The organism is Tritonibacter scottomollicae (assembly GCF_032924845.1).
Taxonomy (GTDB): domain Bacteria; phylum Pseudomonadota; class Alphaproteobacteria; order Rhodobacterales; family Rhodobacteraceae; genus Epibacterium; species Epibacterium scottomollicae.
Genome location: NZ_CP136704.1, coordinates 2,812,307 through 2,828,566, shown reverse-complemented (window position 1 = coordinate 2,828,566; position 16,260 = coordinate 2,812,307). Strand labels below are relative to the sequence as shown.

Genomic DNA, 16,260 nt, shown 5'->3' with positions numbered 1-16,260 from the left:
CGGGTAGGGGGCGGCGACGCACCGCCCCCTGCTCGTTCTGCCAACCACACATGCTTGCAATCATCCGCGCGCCTCCGCATATCATCGGGATCAGAGTAAATTGTCCGGAGGCCCCATGGTCCGCAGTCTTGCCCTTCCCCTGACCCTCGCACTTGTGACCAGCCTGCCGCTTGCGGCGCAGCCCGACACACAAGTGCCGCAGAGCCAGGCCGAAATCTCGCTGGGTTTTGCACCATTGGTCAAAGAGGCCGCGCCAGCGGTGGTGAACATCTACGCCAAGATCATCCGTCAGGACCGCGCCCGCAGCCCCTTTGCCGATGATCCGTTCTTTGATGATTTCTTCCGCCAGTTTGCCCAGCCCCGCCCAAGGGTGCAGAACTCGCTGGGGTCCGGCGTCATCCTGTCCGACGATGGCATCGTGGTCTCGAACTATCACGTGGTCGGAGAGGCGTCAGATATTCGCGTGGTGACCAATGACCGGCGGGAGTATCAGGCGGAGGTGATCCTCGCCGATCAGGCATCAGACTTGGCGATCCTGCAACTTAAGGACGCCGAAGGTCTGCCCTCCCTGGGCCTGCGCGACAGTGACGAGGTCGAGGTGGGCGAGCTGACACTGGCCATCGGCAACCCCTTTGGGGTCGGGCAGACCGTGTCCTCGGGCATTATCTCGGGCCTTGCGCGGACGGGCACCGGCGGCGGGCAGGGGTTTGGCTACTACATCCAGACCGATGCGCCGATCAATCCGGGCAACTCCGGCGGTGCGTTGATTGACGTGAATGGTGACCTCATTGGCATCAACACCCGGATCCTCAGCCGCTCTGGCGGGTCGAACGGCATTGGCTTTGCCATTCCCGCCAATCTGGTACGTGAGTTCGTACGCCAAGCGCGTGAGGGCGAAGGCGAATTTCAGCGCCCCTGGGCGGGGATGACCGGCCAGCCTGTGGATTCCGATCTGGCCGAGGCGCTGGGTCTGGGCCAGGTGGATGGCATGCTGATCTCCGAGTTGCATCCACAAAGCCCCTTTGTCGAGGCGGGTTTTGAGGTCGGCGATGTGGTGCTGGAGGTCGATGGTGAGCCGGTGAACTCCCCCTCGGAGATGGCCTTTCGCCTGTCAGTCGCAGAGCTGGGAGGCACCAGTGCTGTGACGCGGGTGCATCAGGGCGAAACAGAAACCGTTGAGGTCGCCTTGATGGAGGCGCCCAACTCTCCGGCCGCCGATCCGATCACGCTGAACGAGCAAACCCCTATGCCGGGGCTGGTGGTGGGGCAGGTGAACCCGGAGGTGATCACGAAGATGCAGCTGCCGCTGTCGACCGAAGGGGTGGTGGTGATGGACCCCGGCCCCTATGCGGGGCGCGGCGGCGTGCGCGCGGGGGACTTGTTGCTGGCCATCAATGGCGAGGAGATCGCCGCGCCGGAGGATGTGGCGAACCTCTTGATGAACAGTGGTCGTTGGATGCGGCTTGATCTGATGCGACAGGGTCAGCGCGTGTCGCTGCGGTTCCGGCTTTAAAGCGATGGCGGATCTGTTTGACAGCGGGGATGCGGGCGCTCAGAGCGAGCAGGGCGGGGCCAATGACGCTCCGCGCCCGCTCGCGGACCGGTTGCGGCCCCGCACGCTTGCCGAGGTGATCGGCCAGGAGCAGGTGTTGGGCGCAGAGGCTCCGCTGGGTGTGATGCTGTCGTCCGGCAGCCTGTCGTCGCTGATCTTCTGGGGGCCCCCGGGAGTGGGCAAGACCACCATCGCGCGGCTGTTGGCGCAGGAAACCGACCTGCATTTTGTGCAGATCTCGGCCATTTTTACCGGCGTGCCGGATCTGAAGAAAGTGTTCGAGGCCGCCAAGATTCGTCGCCAGAACGGGCAGGGCACGCTGTTGTTCGTCGACGAGATCCACCGCTTCAATAAGGCGCAGCAGGACGGGTTCCTGCCGTATATGGAGGATGGCACCATCCTTCTGGTCGGGGCCACCACGGAAAACCCGAGTTTTGAGTTGAATGCCGCGGTTCTATCCCGTTCGCAGGTGCTGGTGCTGGAACGTCTGAGCCTTGCGGATCTGGAGCGGCTGACGCAGCGCGCGGAACAGGCGCTGGAACGCCGGTTACTGCTGTTGACCGAAGCGCGCGACGCGCTGCATCAGATGGCCGATGGCGACGGGCGGGCGCTCTTGAACCTGATCGAGCAGATCGCGGCCTGGAAGGTGGATCAGCCCCTGGGGCGAGAGGCCCTGGCGACGCGGCTGATGCGGCGGGCGGCGAAATACGACAAATCCGGCGATGAGCATTATAACCTCATCTCGGCGCTGCATAAATCTGTGCGCGGCTCCGACCCGGATGCGGCGCTGTATTGGTTTGCGCGGATGCTGGAGGGCGGCGAAGACCCCAAGTATCTCGCCCGGCGTCTGACACGGATGGCGGTGGAGGATATTGCGCTTGCCGACCCGCAGGCGCAGGCGATCTGCCTGCAGGCCTGGGAGACGTATGAGCGGCTTGGCTCGCCCGAGGGCGAGTTGGCGCTGGCGCAGGCGGTGATCTACCTCGCGCTCGCGCCCAAAACCAACGCCGGCTACATGGCCTATAAGGCGGCGCGACGTCTGGCCAAGGAGACCGGATCAGAGCCGCCGCCTAAACATATCCTCAATGCGCCGACCAAGCTGATGGAACAGCAGGGCTATGGCAAAGGCTATGACTATGACCACAACGCTGAGGATGGGTTCTCGGGGCAGAATTACTTTCCCGACGGGGTGAAGCGGCCTGTGCTGTATCAGCCGGTGGAACGCGGGTTTGAGCGTGAGCTGCGCAAGCGCACGGAGTTCTTTGCCAAGAAGCGCATCCAGCGGCAGGGAGAGTAATTCAGGCTTTGCGGGCAAAACCTGAAGGCCTCCGGCGGGGATATTTCGCTCAGAAGCGGAAAGGCTCAGGCGGTAACCCGCACCCATGTGCCCATGCCTGCGGCGTGATGCGACAGCATATGGCAGTGAAATAGCCAGTCGCCCGGATTATGGGCTTGAAAAGCGATCTCGCGGGTTTCTCCGCGCAGCATCAGGAGCGTGTCGCGCAACGGGCCGAGCGTACCATCCGGCAGGACTTCGGCGAAATGCATGCCGTGCAGATGCATGGCGTGCGGGAATTGGGTGTCGTTCACCATGCGGATGCGGATGGTCTCGCCCAAGCGTGCCGTCACCAGCGGTTCGATAGGGCGGCCTGCGGAGCCGTTGAAGGACCAGAATTGGCCGAGTTTGGCGAGTTCTTCGCCCGAGAGTTCTTCGCCTTTTAAGCTGGCGCTTTGCAGCCACGCCATCGCGCCGCCCTCGGTGATCAGATCGACGCTGCGGGCAGATTTCAGGTCGATGGGGAAGTCGGGGTTCGGCGGTAGTGCATCGGGCGTGGCGCGGCGCGTGCGGGTGCCTGCGGAGACCGGAAAGCGGGCCAGCTCGTAGCCACCATCACGTTCGAACTGCACGAGAAAGGCCTCTTCTCCCGCCGCGGCGGTCACGTCGACAAACAGATCAATGCGCTGGGCCGGGGCGAGGACAAGCTGGTCCGGCAGCGGTTCCGGTGTGGCCAGCGGCATACCGTCATAGGCCATCACCCAGCCCTCAAGCCCCTGTAGCCCGAGGGTGAAGATACGCGCATTGGCACTGTTGATCAGACGCAGACGCAGCCGGTCGCCGGATTTGACGGGGTGGTCCGCCACCATCTTGCCATTGCACAAAAGCACATTGCCCATCCGCCCCGCATGCGACAGGTCGTGCGGGGCGTTGAACTCCGCGTCCACTGCGGCATCGGACGTGACGCGCAGATCGTCGATCACCAGCGGCAGGTCCTGATCCACATCCGGGGTGTCCGGTTCCTCGACGATCAACACGCCCTGAAGGCCGCGTTCGACCTGTTCCACCGATTGCGCGTGGGAGTGATACCAGTAGCTCCCCGCATCAGGCAGGGCGAAATCATAGGTGAAGGTCTCATTCAGTTGGATCGGGTCTTGGGTGACGCCTGGCACCCCGTCCATGGCGTTCTCGATGCGGATGCCGTGCCAGTGCAGGCTGGTGGCTTGCGGCAGGCGGTTCTCCACCTCGGCGATCAGTCGCGCCCCCTGTTTTAGCCGCAGTGTCTCGCCGGGCATGGAGCCGTTGACGCACCACAGATCGGTGGCCGGGTAGGTGGCGGGGGCGATCTGCTGTGTGGCGGGCGCAAGCGTCAGGCGGCGCGGGTTGGCGGCGCTTGCCACGCGGGGCAGGGCGGGGAGGGTCGAGAGGGCGGCAATCTGGGTGAGGACCTGGCGGCGGCTAAGGGGCATGGCGTTTGTCTTTCGTTGCTGTTGCCCGACCCTAGCCGGGGGACTTGGTCGCACAAGTCTTCCACCCACTGGAAGCTTGCGCGATTGTGATCGACTACTGCGCGATCTAGCGCGGTCCGTCCCGCGCGCTGCCCTGCACCCGGTGCAGAGCGGCCATGGGGCAGCAAAACTTGACATCCCGCGCGCTCCGCGCGAAGGGAGCGTGCATGTTGTTGAACGTAATGTATGTGGCGCTTGGAGGCGCGATCGGCGCGACCTGCCGCTATCTGGCAGGATTGGGCGTCATACGCCTGATGGGGCCGACCCCGTTTCCGCTGGGCGTGCTGGGGGTGAACATCCTCGGCTCCGGCCTGATGGGCGTCTTCGTGGTGCTGGCGGCACACAAGGGGCTGACACCGATGGCGCCCTTCGTGATGACCGGCGTGCTGGGCGGGTTCACCACATTCTCGGCCTTCTCACTGGAGGCCGTCACCTTGATCGAGCGTGGGGCCATCGGGCATGCCGCGCTTTATATTGGCCTCTCCGTAGGCCTGTCCATTGCAGCCCTTGCCCTTGGCATGATGGCGGCCAGAGGAGTGCTGACATGAGCGGCGTGCAGATGATCACCGTCACCGAAGACGACGGCGGCCAGCGGATCGACCGCTGGCTGCGGCGTCTTTTTCCCCATGTGAACCAGGGCCGCATCGAAAAGATGTGCCGCAAGGGCGAGCTGCGCGTCGACGGAGGCCGGGTCAAGGCCTCCTCGCGCGTGGAGACCGGGCAGGTGGTGCGTATCCCGCCGCTGGCCGACAGCGACATGAAACCGGCGGAACCGCGCGCGGTACAGGTCTCCGAAGCAGATGCCAAGATGATCCGCAGCTGCGTTGTCTACAAGGACGACGATGTGCTGGTGATCAACAAACCAGCGGGGCTGGCGGTGCAGGGCGGCTCCGGCACCACCAAACACGTTGACGGCCTGTCCGAGGCGCTGCGCTTTGACGCCGAAGAAAAGCCGCGGCTGGTGCACCGGCTGGACAAGGATACCTCCGGCCTGCTGGCGCTGGCGCGCAATCGCAAGGCGGCGCAGGGCCTGACAGCGGCCTTCCGGCACAAGAACACCCGCAAGATCTACTGGGCGCTGGTCGCAGGTGTTCCCACACCTTACCTCGGTGAGATCAAGACCGGGCTGGTCAAAGCCCCCGGTCATGGCAAATCCGGCGAAGGCGAGAAGATGATCCCGGTCGAGACGCGCGACATCGATTCGACGCCGGGCGCCAAGCGGGCGCATACCTTCTATGCCACGCTCTACCGGGTGGCGAGCCGCGCCAGCTGGATCGCGATGGAGCCGGTCACCGGGCGCACCCACCAGCTGCGGGCGCATATGGCGGGCATGGGGCATCCGATCATTGGGGATGGCAAATACGGCGGGTCCGGTCAGGAAAACCTCGGCGATGGCTGGGGCGCGCAGATCGGCGGGCTGATCTCCAAGAAACTGCACCTGCACGCACGCCGCTTGCAGTTCGCACACCCAGTGACCGGTCGGGTGGTGACGGTGACCGCCGCGCTGCCGGATCATATGAAAGAGAGCTGGGACACCTTTGGCTGGACCGAGGACCTGGCCGCCGATGATCCCTTTGAGGCGTTGTTTTGAGCGGAGCCACCACCGGGCCCTTGCGGCTGATCCTGTTTGATGTGGATGGCACCCTGGTGGACAGCCAGGGCACCATCGTCGCTTGCATGACGGAGGCCTTTGTGGCCGAGGGGCTGGAGCCACCGCAGCGCGCGGCGATCCTGTCCATCGTGGGGCTGTCGCTGCCGCAGGCGCTGGCGCAGCTGGCGGCCACGCAGACCGTCCCGGTTCAAGAGGCCTTGGTCGCCGGGTACAAACGCGCCTATCAGGCTGCGCGGCTGCGCGAGGGGGCGGCGCATTCGCCGCTTTATCCCGGGGCGCGGGCCGCATTGGATACGCTGCATGCGGTGCCGGAGTATCTGCTGGGGGTGGCCACCGGTAAATCCCAGCGCGGGCTGGACGCGCTGATCGAAGGGCATGATCTGACGATGTTCGTGACCCGTCAGGTGGCCGATCATCACCCGTCAAAGCCGCATCCCTCAATGATCCTGACCGCCATGTCAGAGACCGGAATTCCACCGGCGGATACGGTGATGATTGGCGACACTACATTTGACATGGAAATGGGCCGCGCCGCCGGGGTGACGACCATTGGCGTTGACTGGGGCTACCATGCGGCTGCGCATCTGCGCGCCGATCACATGCTGTCGGATTTCGGCGCGCTGCCGGGTCTGTTGCGCCGGATCTGGCCGGACTGACGCTGTTGCGACAGCGCCCGAGACGAAGAAGGACTGACCTAGATGAGTGAATGGAAACAGAAGCGATTCTGGAAAGAGGTGAGCGTCGAGGACGAAGGCGCGGGTTTTGCCGTGGCGCTGGACGGGCGACGCGTGAAAACACCGGCAAAAACCGCGCTGGTGGTGCCGACGCGGGCGCTGGCTGAGGCGATTGCCGCCGAGTGGGACGCGCAGGACGAACAGATCGACCCGCTGTCGATGCCGTACACGCGGTCGGCCAATGCGGCGATCGACAAGGTGGCGGTACAGTTCGCCGAGGTCGCCGATATGCTGGCGGAATACGGCGACAGCGATCTGTTGTGTTACCGCGCCGAAAGCCCCGAGGGGCTGGTGCAGCGCCAGAGCGAATCCTGGGATGCGGCGCTGGACTGGGCCGAGGCTGCGCTGGGCGCACGTCTGTTGCCGCGTGCCGGCATCCTGCATGCGCCACAAGACGGGGCTGCGTTGGAGGTCCTGCGCGGGCGGGTGCATCAAATGACGCCGTTCCAGCTGGCGGCGTTTCATGATCTGGTCGGGCTGACCGGCTCGCTGGTGCTGGGGTTTGCCACGGCCGAAGCCTGGCGACCACTGGATGAGATCTGGGAGATTTCCCGCATCGACGAGCGTTGGCAGGAAGAGCTGTGGGGCGAAGACGAAGAAGCCCAGGCGATGGAAGCGCAGAAGAAACAGGCGTTTGAACATGCGGCGGCCTTCTACGGGCGGGTCTGATTCCGCGCCACGTCTCTTGCGTCAGCCGGACCAATCGTCGGACCGACTGCTGGTGTGAGTGGCGCCTGCGCCTCATGCGGATATCGGCCAGGGTGAGTCGGGAAACCGGCCAACCCGTGCGCAATAATACTGCGGCGTCCAAGGCGGGCGCCGCATGTTATTTTTGCGACATGCAGAATCGCAAAGCCGATGCCACAAAAATACCAAACCCACGTCGATCTAGGTGAACTGCCCATTGAATTTGGTGATCCTGCACTTGACGTACGTTGATGAATCCGCCCAAACTCGACCTCGAAAACGGGGTGAAGCCCGTTTCAAACAGCCCGCACCGTGACGGGGTGGGTGATAAAGAACCACCAACTCAGGTGGATATTCAGGAAGAGGTAACTATGAACAATTCCGTATTCTTTGGCGCGCTAACCGTGGCCGGTCTTGCAGCTGGTGCTGCAGCTGCTGGCACGCTGGATGACGTCAAAGCACGCGATCAGCTTAACTGTGGGGTTTCAACTGGTCTGGTCGGCTTCTCCGCTCCGAACGCCAACGGCGAGTGGGAAGGCTTTGACATCGCAGTCTGCCGCGCCGTCGCAGCAGCCGTTCTCGGAGATCCGAACAAGGTCGAATACGTGCCGACCACTGGTAAAACCCGCTTTACCGCGCTGGCCTCCGGCGAGATCGACATGCTGGCCCGCAACACCACCTGGACGTTCTCTCGTGACGTCGACCTGAAGTTCGAATTTGCCGGCGTGAACTACTACGACGGTCAGGGCTTCATGATTCCGAAGGAACTGGGTGTGTCCTCCGCCAAGGAACTCGACTTTGCCACGGTCTGCATCCAGACCGGCACCACGACCGAGCTGAACCTCGCGGACTTTTTCCGTGCCAACAACATCACCTATGAACCCGTTCCGATCGAGACCAACGCAGAAGCGCGTCAGCAGTACCTTGCGAACGCCTGTGACGTTTACACCACGGACGCGTCCGGCCTGGCCGCAACACGTGCCACGTTCGACGATCCGGGCAACCACGTGATTCTGCCGGAGATCATCTCCAAAGAGCCGCTTGGTCCGCTTGTCCGTCATGGTGACAACGAGTGGGGCGACGTCGTGCGCTGGACCCTGAACGCGCTGGTTGGCGCCGAAGAGCTGGGCATCACCTCCGCCAACCTGGCTGAAAAAGCTGCTGGCACCGAAAACCCGGAAATCAACCGTCTGCTTGGTACCGAAGGCAACCTGGGCGAGATGCTCGGCCTAGACGCCGACTGGGCGCAGAACGCTCTGTCCGCTGGTGGCAACTACGGTGAGATCTTCGCCAAGAACATCGGTGAGGACACGCCGGTCGGTCTGGCGCGTGGTCTGAACGCTCAGTGGACCGATGGCGGCCTGCTCTACGCACCGCCGTTCCGCTAAGTTACGCAACCGGAAAGGGCGCGGGGAGATCCTCGCGCCCTTCTTCCCAGTAAAATAACGAAATCTGCGACCAGTCACAGAGCGAGGGAAAACCTTGCCGGGAGGATTGGAACTGCAGGCCTCGGGGATCCCTACATATGTCGACTTTGTCTGACCCGCCGAAACAGAGTTTTCGGTTGTCGATGCTGATTTACGATACCCGCTATCGTTCGGCGACCATTCAGGTGGTTGCGATGATCGGGTTTCTCATCCTCGTTGGATGGGTGATCAGCAATACCGTTCAAAACCTTACAGATCTGGGCAAAGAGCCTAGCTTCAGTTTCCTGTCAGAGCCCGCCGGCTATGACATCAACCAGCGTCTTCTGGACTATGACAACCAGGACAGCCACATGCGGGCCGCCCTGATCGGTCTGCTGAACACGCTGCTCGTTGCCTTTCTCGGCTGTATCACCGCGACCGTCCTTGGTGTGATCATTGGCGTGCTGCGCCTGTCCTCGAACTGGCTCGTCGCACGGCTGATGACTGTCTATGTGGAGATGTTCCGCAATGTGCCGGTCCTGCTCTGGATCGTCTTCATCATGGCGATCATGATCGAGACCCTGCCGGCCCCAAGCGCGTTCAGGGGAGACAACTCTGATGCGGCCATGCATGTTATGGACAGCGTGGCGCTGACCAATCGCGGCGTCTATGTGCCTGAACCGCTGTTCCACAACTCGCTGGGCAATGTCTCGGTGTTTGGTGATGCCGCCGTTCGTTTCGATATCTCGCTTGATCTCATCGCGTTTCTGATCGTGTTGGGTGGCAGCCTCTTTGTGTCCACGAAGATCCGTCAATGGGCCGATGCAAAGCAGGAGTCCACCGGGTTGCGTCCAACCATATGGCACATCCGTGCCGCGGTTGTTCTGCTGCCCTCTGTGCTGCTGCTGTTGGTCTTGGGTTTTCATCTTGGCTATCCGGAGCTGAAGGGCTTCAACTTCCAAGGCGGCACCCATATGCGCAACTCGCTGATCGCGCTGTGGCTGGCCTTGTCGCTCTATACGGCAGCCTTCATTGCCGAGATCGTGCGCTCTGGTATCCTTGCGATCTCCCAGGGGCAAACAGAGGCGGCTGCGGCCCTTGGCCTACGTCCCAAGCGGATCATGAACCTCGTGATCCTGCCGCAGGCGCTGCGGGTCATCATTCCGCCGCTGATCTCCAACTATCTGAACCTGACCAAGAACTCCTCGCTGGCGATTGCCGTTGGCTACATGGATCTGACCGGTACATTGATGGGGATCACCATGAACCAGACCGGACGGGAGTTGGAAACCGTCATGCTTGGTATGCTCGTCTATCTGACGATCAGCCTGCTGATCTCCAGCTTCATGAACTGGTACAACAATCGCGTTAAACTGGTGGAGCGGTAATATGAGTGACATTTCTTTTGTACGCACTGAGATGCTGCCGCAGAAGGATCCGCCAGCCAGTGCTGTCGGTGTGGTGGGCTGGATGCGCGCCAATCTGTTCTCCGGTTGGTTCAATTCGATCCTGACACTGGTTGCGTTGTACTTCGTGATCCAACTCTTGATGGGGCTGTTCCATTGGGCTTGGGTGCCGACATGGTCGGCGGCCTCGCTGCCCGAATGCCGCGATATCTTTGAGCAGCTGGGACGGACCGGGCACAATGCTGGGGCGTGCTGGGGCGTGATCGCCGAGCGCTGGCCGCAATTGCTGTTCGGCTTCTATCCAAACGGAACGGAAGAGGGGACGGTGGATCAACGCTGGCGTCCGATTCTGGCCTTTGTGTTGCTGGCCGTGGCGCTGGCCCCGATCCTCTACTCGGACCGGGTGTCGGGCAAGCTGATCTATTTCTCGGGCGCCTATCCTTTCATCATGCCATGGCTGCTGTGGGGCGGCACGATCTGGACGCCAGTTGCGGTTGCTCTGGGGTTCGTGGTGGGCTTTGTGGTCTACAAGTGGCTCCTCAAGAGCACTTCGGAGCTGATCGCGCTGATTGTCGGTGTCGTATCGGCGGTGCTTTGGTGGATGTTTGCCGCGTCATTGCTGTCTTCGGAGCTTGCCTCGATCATGCCGCTCGCGTTGGAACCGGTGCAATCGCGTGCCTTTGGCGGCTTCATGCTGTCGATTACCATCGGGGTGGTGGCCATTGGCCTGTCGCTGCCGATCGGGATCGTGTTGGCACTGGGCCGGCAATCGGATCTGCTGATCGTCAAGACGCTTTGCGTGTGCTTCATCGAGTTCATCCGCGGCGTGCCGCTGATCACGCTTCTGTTTGTGGCCTCGACGCTGTTGAACATCTTCATGCCGCCGGGCACCAACTTCGACATCATCATGCGCGTGTTCATCATGGTGACGCTGTTTGCCTCCGCCTATATGGCCGAGGTGATCCGGGGAGGTCTCGCCGCTCTGCCGACGGGTCAGTATGAGGGCGCCGACAGTCTCGGTCTCAACTACTGGCAGGCACAGCGTCTGATCATCATGCCGCAGGCACTGAAGATCTCGATCCCGGGCATCGTTTCTACCTTCATCGGCGTGTTCAAGGACACCACCCTTGTGTCGGTCATCGGTCTCTTCGACCCGCTGAACCTCACCAACGCCATTCGTGCTGACGCCGATTGGAACGGCCTCGTGTGGGAGCTTTACGGCTTTATCGCGTTCCTGTTCTTCGTCTTCTGCTTCGGCATGTCCCGTTATTCCATGTATCTGGAGCGCAAACTCCAGACTGGCCACCGATAAGGAGTTCAACAGATGTCTGAACTTGCTCTCGACCGTCAAATTGATCGCTCCAAGATGAAAGTCTCGGATGAGGTCGCAATCCAGATCTCCGATATGAACAAGTGGTACGGGTCTTTCCATGTGCTGCGCGATATCAACCTGACGGTAAATCAGGGTGAACGCATCGTCATTGCCGGGCCTTCGGGCTCCGGCAAGTCCACCCTGATTCGCTGCCTGAATGCTCTTGAGGAGCACCAGGCGGGGAATATTCTGGTGGATGGGACGGAATTGTCGAATGACCTCAAGAATATCGACAAGATCCGCTCCGAGGTTGGCATGGTGTTTCAGCACTTCAACCTGTTTCCGCATCTGACGATCTTGGAAAACTGCACGCTGGCGCCGATCTGGGTGCGCAAAACGCCCAAGAAAGAAGCCGAGGAGCGTGCGATGCATTTCCTCGAGAAGGTGAAGATCCCCGAGCAGGCCGACAAATACCCCGGCCAGCTTTCGGGCGGACAGCAGCAGCGTGTGGCGATCGCGCGCAGCCTGTGCATGATGCCACGCATCATGCTGTTCGATGAGCCGACCTCGGCGCTGGATCCGGAGATGATCAAAGAGGTGCTCGACACCATGATCGAGCTGGCCGAAGAAGGTATGACCATGCTCTGCGTGACCCATGAGATGGGCTTTGCCCGTCAGGTGGCGAACCGTGTGATCTTTATGGATGCCGGGCAGATCGTGGAACAGAACGAGCCGGAAGAGTTCTTCAACAACCCGCAGAGCGAACGTACCAAGTTGTTCCTCAGTCAGATCCTCGGTCACTGAGGACCTGCTTTTGCTGCTGAATTGAGAAAAGGCCGGGCATTGCCCGGCCTTTTCACTTATCTGGTGATGGCAAGGGGGCGCTGCCCCCTTGTCGGCCCCTGCGGGTCCGATCCCCCGAGATATTTTTGAAAAGCTGAAAGATAGGCCGAGCGCGCGCCCATGAGTGGCACGGAAATGCGCAATGGCGCGGAAGCGGGCAGCGCCACATGGATGCCACCCGCCTGCCGCCCTTGAGCCCGTTAGCAGCTTCGACGCATTACAATCTCCGGGTGGCCGAAGAAGTCGTTGAGCCGTTCCTCTTCCGCCTCGAATCCATATGCCGTGTAAAAACCGCGGGCGGCGTGATTTGCGGAAAAAACGCACAGGCTTAGCTCTGAACGGGATTGTGCGGCGTGGTTCAGCAGGGCACGGCCAAGGCCCTTGCCTTGGTGCGCTGGAAGCACAAAGAGCCCACCGACCTCCGTGCCGAGCAGGGCGATGAAGCCGACCGCAGTGCCGTTGGCTTCGATCATCCATGTTTCTGCAAGGTCGAGGAATTGGTCGCGGATCATGGCTTCTGCCTGATCGGTGTGTTCGGTGCTCAGAAACGGGTGAGCGATTGCGCTTGCGCTGCGCCAGATGTGGAGGACTGTCGGTTTGTCCGACGATGTGTAGGGTCTGATCATTGTCAGGAATATCCCGTCGTTGGCCGCGCTGAGGCGGCGAATGAATTGAGTGTGAGAAGCGCACATCAACAGGAGCGGCCTAAGCAGCGACCGCTCGTGTGTGTTTAAAAGTGCGTCAGCGGCGCCGCAGCGCCCACATCAACGGGACATCAAATCTCCTGTTTCGATGTGCCTTAGATTACGCGCGGGCCGGGGGTGCCGCAATCACTATTCGCCCAGAAGTTCGCGGGGCACCACGAAATCGAGCACCCTGCCAGATGCGGTTTGCAGCTGATCCCAGGAGGCGATCTCGAACTGCACCATCAGTGTGGCGCCGGTCGGATAGTCCTCAAAGCGGGAATGAGCGGGCGGGTGTTTCACGATGTCATGGGCGAACTGCATCAGGCCGGGATTGTGACCGAGCAGTAGCACATTCGGTTTCGAAGCCTCGCGCAGGACGTCGAAAATGATCTGGGCGCTGGCGTGGTAGAGACGCTCGGTGAAGGTCGCAGGGGCGGGGAGCTCCATCAGCTCGTAGGTTTCACGGGTGCGCTGTGCAGAGGATGACAGGACCTGTTGCGGCTGCGCGCTCTGTTGGCGTAACCAATTGCCCAGGGCGCCGGCAGAGCGACGGCCCCGTTTGTTGAGAGGTCGTGCATGGTCGCTTGGTGCGTCGGTGTTCCACGCGGATTTGGCATGGCGGGTCAGAAACAAGGTGCAGGTCATGGGCGATGAAAATATCTCATGTGGTGGGTATTTTGCGCTGTTGGGCGCCCGGCACCGGCACTGAGCGGGCAGGCCCGGCGCGCAATGCAGCCCGATGCCATGCACTCCGCTCCCTGCGGCGTATCAAGGTGGTCGTGACAGGCTGCCAGCTTGTAGGGGCCGGCGTCAACCAGTGCGTGTGCCGGGCATGTAGAAAGGCAAGGGAGGGCGACACAGGTTTCACAGGGCGAGCGCGTGTGCCGGGGCGTCGGGAGGGCAAATATCTCGTCAAAGTGAAGCGCTCCTCGATAGGAAATCAGCATGCCGACCTCATCATGCACCAGCATTTGCGACGGGGATGTGAAAGCACGACCAGAGGCCAGCGCCCAGGCAACGAACGGCGCGTAAGGCGGCTCACCGAAGGGAAAATATACATTGATCGCCTGCAGCTGCTCTGCCAGGGCGGTCAGCACGCGGGTGGAATAGCGATCAATGGGATCGGGCGACGCGTCGGTGCCTTCGGGCGCAGCGCAAAACTTGTCCCAAAAGGTGCTGGCTGTACCGATCAGAAGCAGCGTTCCATTGGCAACTCCGGGCACCGGCACACGCTCTGGGTGAATGCCGCCATAGATCATCAGGCCATGCCGGCGAAGCACAGCCAGGATGCGGTGGTAGCGATCTGTCGCGGCGGAATGTTCTGGTGGCGGGACATCAGTCATACCCCCAGCAGACGCGGAATTGGCCGCCCCTGGCAAGCGCGCAAACGACAGTCGGCCTGTCGTCTTTAACACTGGCAATTTTAGTTGCGAATCATGGATCCGGCGCCATGGTCGGTGAACAGCTCTAGCAGAACCGCGTTTGGCACCCGGCCATCGACGATGGTGCAAGCCCGCACGCCACCGCGTACCGCGGCCAGCGCGGTTTCGGTCTTGGGGATCATCCCACCGGCGATCACGCCCTCGGCGGTCATGGCATCCACATCCGCGGCCGTGAGCTCTGTCACAACAACGCCATCCGCGTTCTTGACCCCGGCGACATCGGTCAGCAGCAACAGCCGGTCGGCGCGCAGCGCGGCGGCAACGGCCCCGGCGGCGGTATCGCCGTTGATGTTGAACGTGCCGCCCTCGGCGCCGGAACCGATCGGCGCGATGACGGGGATGAACTCTTTCTCGAACAGGTTCTTCAGCATGTCGGCGTTCACCTCCGACGGGGTGCCGACGAAGCCAAGCGCGGGGTCGGTCGGTTCGCAGGTGATGAGATTGGCATCCTTGCCCGACAGACCGATACCCTTGCCGCCCTGCGCATTGATCGCCTGCACAATGCGCTTGTTGACCATGCCGGACAGGACCATTTCGACCACTTCCATGGTGGCGGCATCGGTCACACGCTTGCCGTTGACGAATTCGGAGCGGATCTGCAGCTTGTCCAGCATTGCGTTGATCATGGGGCCGCCGCCATGCACGACAACCGGGTTCACCCCAACCTGACGCAGCAGGACCACATCGCGGGCAAAGCTCTCCATGCCCTCGTCGCTGCCCATGGCGTGACCGCCGAGTTTGATCACCACGATGGCGTCGTCATAGCGCTGCAGATAGGGCAGGGCGCTCGATAGGGTTTCGGCAGTGGCAATCCAGTCGCGGTTCATGTCTTGGGTCTTCATCGCTGTCAGGTCCTGATGCCCCGGACCGTGCCGGGGTGGGGTGTTACAAGGGTGTTACGCATTTCCGCAGCATCTGCCAAGGATGATCTGGCACGGGATGGTCTACGCGGCATTGCCGTCACGGGTGCGGGTGCTAGTGTCGTGGACATTGAGTCACCCGCGAAAGGATCCGCGCCATGCGTCGCAAAACCCTGCTTTTGACCGGCGCAAGCCGCGGTATCGGCCATGCCACCGTGCGCCGGTTCAACGCCGAGGGCTGGCGGGTCATCACCTGTTCGCGCCAGCCGTTTCCAAAGGAATGTCCCTGGGGCGGCGGGGAGGAAAACCATGTGCAGCTGGATCTGTCGGACCCTTCGGATACCATCAACGCCGTTGGGGTGATCCAGGAACGGCTTGAGGGCGGCAAGCTTGATGCGCTGGTGAACAATGCCGGCGTCTCACCCAAGGGGCCGGAGGGGGAGCGGCTGAGCACGCTCAACACCGATCTGATGGATTGGGCCAAGGTGTTTCACGTCAACTTCTTTGCCTCGGTCGTGCTGGCGCGCGGCCTGAAGGAGGAACTGGCAGCGGCGAAGGGATCGGTGGTCAACGTAACCTCGATCGCTGGCAGCCGGGTTCATCCCTTTGCGGGTGCGGCCTACGCCACCTCAAAGGCGGCGCTCGCGGCGCTGACGCGGGAGATGGCGCATGACTTCGGTCCGCTTGGGGTGCGGGTGAACGCGATCGCGCCGGGCGAGGTCGAGACCTCCATCCTCAGCCCCGGCACCGACAAGATCGTCGAGCAGTTGCCGATGCGCCGTCTGGGGCAGCCGTCGGAGGTGGCGGATGCGATCTATTTCCTCTGTTCGGAACACAGCAGCTATATCTCCGGCACCGAGATCGAAGTGAACGGCGCGCAGCACGTCTGACGCGGCCTTTATTGGCGGGCCGCTGAAGGTCCATCGTGTGGGAGAT

General features: G+C 62.0%; 16 protein-coding genes. 11 read left to right on the top strand and 5 right to left on the bottom strand.

All coding sequences use genetic code 11. From position 1 onward, the window contains the following. The first annotated feature begins 115 nt into the window (after nt 1-115). Together R1T40_RS14090 and R1T40_RS14085 are read left to right on the top strand one after the other, a co-directional pair. On the top strand, nt 116-1,513 hold the full coding sequence (locus R1T40_RS14090; protein ID WP_317384576.1) for a trypsin-like peptidase domain-containing protein: 1,398 nt from the start codon (nt 116-118) through the stop codon (nt 1,511-1,513). Between the two features lie 4 nt (nt 1,514-1,517). Then, nucleotides 1,518-2,849: a replication-associated recombination protein A gene (locus tag R1T40_RS14085; RefSeq protein ID WP_317384575.1), complete on the top strand. Its 1,332-nt coding sequence runs from the start codon at nt 1,518-1,520 to the stop codon at nt 2,847-2,849. Nucleotides 2,850-2,914: 65 nt separating this feature from the next. Here the strand turns inward: R1T40_RS14085 and R1T40_RS14080 are convergent, their stop codons facing one another. Further along, nucleotides 2,915-4,297, bottom strand: coding sequence for a multicopper oxidase family protein (locus R1T40_RS14080; protein ID WP_317384574.1), 1,383 nt, complete (start codon nt 4,295-4,297; stop codon nt 2,915-2,917). A 206-nt stretch (nt 4,298-4,503) separates the two neighbouring features. Between R1T40_RS14080 and crcB the strand changes: the two genes are divergently transcribed. From crcB to R1T40_RS14040, 8 genes are all read left to right on the top strand, one after another. Then, the gene (crcB, locus tag R1T40_RS14075) at nt 4,504-4,884 is read left to right on the top strand and encodes a fluoride efflux transporter CrcB (RefSeq protein WP_317384573.1); all 381 of its coding nucleotides are present in this window, start codon (nt 4,504-4,506) and stop codon (nt 4,882-4,884) included. Further along, on the top strand, nt 4,881-5,927 hold the full coding sequence (locus R1T40_RS14070; protein ID WP_317384572.1) for an RluA family pseudouridine synthase: 1,047 nt from the start codon (nt 4,881-4,883) through the stop codon (nt 5,925-5,927). The genes crcB and R1T40_RS14070 overlap by 4 nt, the downstream gene beginning before the upstream one ends. Further along, nucleotides 5,924-6,604: an HAD-IA family hydrolase gene (locus tag R1T40_RS14065; protein ID WP_317384571.1), complete on the top strand. Its 681-nt coding sequence runs from the start codon at nt 5,924-5,926 to the stop codon at nt 6,602-6,604. Before R1T40_RS14070 ends, R1T40_RS14065 begins: the two co-directional genes overlap by 4 nt. 42 nt (nt 6,605-6,646) lie before the next feature. Then, the gene (locus tag R1T40_RS14060; protein WP_317384570.1) at nt 6,647-7,351 is read left to right on the top strand and encodes an ATP12 family chaperone protein; all 705 of its coding nucleotides are present in this window, start codon (nt 6,647-6,649) and stop codon (nt 7,349-7,351) included. Between the two features lie 389 nt (nt 7,352-7,740). Next, nucleotides 7,741-8,757, top strand: coding sequence for an amino acid ABC transporter substrate-binding protein (locus tag R1T40_RS14055; RefSeq protein WP_106165202.1), 1,017 nt, complete (start codon nt 7,741-7,743; stop codon nt 8,755-8,757). A 137-nt stretch (nt 8,758-8,894) separates the two neighbouring features. Next, a complete protein-coding gene (locus tag R1T40_RS14050) occupies nt 8,895-10,163 on the top strand; it encodes an amino acid ABC transporter permease (protein ID WP_106165201.1) in 1,269 nt (422 codons plus the stop codon). A gap of 1 nt (nt 10,164) precedes the next feature. Then, nucleotides 10,165-11,493 carry an amino acid ABC transporter permease gene (locus R1T40_RS14045; RefSeq protein WP_317384569.1) on the top strand — a complete coding sequence of 443 codons (1,329 nt, stop codon included), beginning with the start codon at nt 10,165-10,167 and terminating at the stop codon, nt 11,491-11,493. Nucleotides 11,494-11,505: 12 nt separating this feature from the next. Then, nucleotides 11,506-12,297 (top strand): amino acid ABC transporter ATP-binding protein, encoded by a 792-nt coding sequence (locus R1T40_RS14040; protein WP_106165199.1) that lies wholly within the window; start codon nt 11,506-11,508, stop codon nt 12,295-12,297. A gap of 239 nt (nt 12,298-12,536) precedes the next feature. On the opposite strand, the gene R1T40_RS14035 is transcribed toward R1T40_RS14040, so the two are convergent. The 4 genes from R1T40_RS14035 to argB all read right to left on the bottom strand — a co-directional run bounded on the left by R1T40_RS14035 (nt 12,537) and on the right by argB (nt 15,306). Then, complete coding sequence (locus R1T40_RS14035; RefSeq protein WP_317384568.1) at nt 12,537-12,962, bottom strand: GNAT family N-acetyltransferase; 426 nt, start codon at nt 12,960-12,962, stop codon at nt 12,537-12,539. Nucleotides 12,963-13,169: 207 nt separating this feature from the next. Further along, nucleotides 13,170-13,667 (bottom strand): SixA phosphatase family protein, encoded by a 498-nt coding sequence (locus R1T40_RS14030; protein ID WP_317384567.1) that lies wholly within the window; start codon nt 13,665-13,667, stop codon nt 13,170-13,172. Next, nucleotides 13,664-14,365, bottom strand: a complete 702-nt coding sequence (locus R1T40_RS14025; RefSeq protein ID WP_317384566.1) for a ferredoxin — start codon at nt 14,363-14,365, stop codon at nt 13,664-13,666. The genes R1T40_RS14030 and R1T40_RS14025 overlap by 4 nt, the downstream gene beginning before the upstream one ends. 80 nt (nt 14,366-14,445) lie before the next feature. After that, nucleotides 14,446-15,306, bottom strand: coding sequence for an acetylglutamate kinase (gene argB, locus R1T40_RS14020; RefSeq protein ID WP_317384565.1), 861 nt, complete (start codon nt 15,304-15,306; stop codon nt 14,446-14,448). 176 nt (nt 15,307-15,482) lie between these two features. On the opposite strand from argB, the gene R1T40_RS14015 reads away from it, so the two are divergent. Beyond that, nucleotides 15,483-16,214 (top strand): SDR family NAD(P)-dependent oxidoreductase, encoded by a 732-nt coding sequence (locus R1T40_RS14015; RefSeq protein WP_106165194.1) that lies wholly within the window; start codon nt 15,483-15,485, stop codon nt 16,212-16,214. The last annotated feature ends 46 nt before the right edge of the window (nt 16,215-16,260 follow it).

Bases quoted from the DNA above. Each gene is read 5' to 3' on its own strand.
- R1T40_RS14060 (WP_317384570.1), top strand. From the start codon at position 6,647: ATGAGTGAATGGAAACAGAAGCGATTCTGGAAAGAGGTGAGCGTCGAG.
- crcB (WP_317384573.1), top strand. From the start codon at position 4,504: ATGTTGTTGAACGTAATGTATGTGGCGCTTGGAGGCGCGATCGGCGCG.
- R1T40_RS14045 (WP_317384569.1), top strand. From the start codon at position 10,165: ATGAGTGACATTTCTTTTGTACGCACTGAGATGCTGCCGCAGAAGGAT.
- R1T40_RS14070 (WP_317384572.1), top strand. From the start codon at position 4,881: ATGAGCGGCGTGCAGATGATCACCGTCACCGAAGACGACGGCGGCCAG.
- R1T40_RS14050 (WP_106165201.1), top strand. From the start codon at position 8,895: ATGTCGACTTTGTCTGACCCGCCGAAACAGAGTTTTCGGTTGTCGATG.
- R1T40_RS14015 (WP_106165194.1), top strand. From the start codon at position 15,483: ATGCGTCGCAAAACCCTGCTTTTGACCGGCGCAAGCCGCGGTATCGGC.
- R1T40_RS14025 (WP_317384566.1), bottom strand. From the start codon at position 14,365: ATGACTGATGTCCCGCCACCAGAACATTCCGCCGCGACAGATCGCTAC.
- R1T40_RS14030 (WP_317384567.1), bottom strand. From the start codon at position 13,667: ATGACCTGCACCTTGTTTCTGACCCGCCATGCCAAATCCGCGTGGAAC.
- R1T40_RS14035 (WP_317384568.1), bottom strand. From the start codon at position 12,962: ATGATCAGACCCTACACATCGTCGGACAAACCGACAGTCCTCCACATC.
- R1T40_RS14080 (WP_317384574.1), bottom strand. From the start codon at position 4,297: ATGCCCCTTAGCCGCCGCCAGGTCCTCACCCAGATTGCCGCCCTCTCG.
- R1T40_RS14085 (WP_317384575.1), top strand. From the start codon at position 1,518: ATGGCGGATCTGTTTGACAGCGGGGATGCGGGCGCTCAGAGCGAGCAG.
- R1T40_RS14055 (WP_106165202.1), top strand. From the start codon at position 7,741: ATGAACAATTCCGTATTCTTTGGCGCGCTAACCGTGGCCGGTCTTGCA.
- R1T40_RS14090 (WP_317384576.1), top strand. From the start codon at position 116: ATGGTCCGCAGTCTTGCCCTTCCCCTGACCCTCGCACTTGTGACCAGC.
- R1T40_RS14040 (WP_106165199.1), top strand. From the start codon at position 11,506: ATGTCTGAACTTGCTCTCGACCGTCAAATTGATCGCTCCAAGATGAAA.
- argB (WP_317384565.1), bottom strand. From the start codon at position 15,306: ATGAAGACCCAAGACATGAACCGCGACTGGATTGCCACTGCCGAAACC.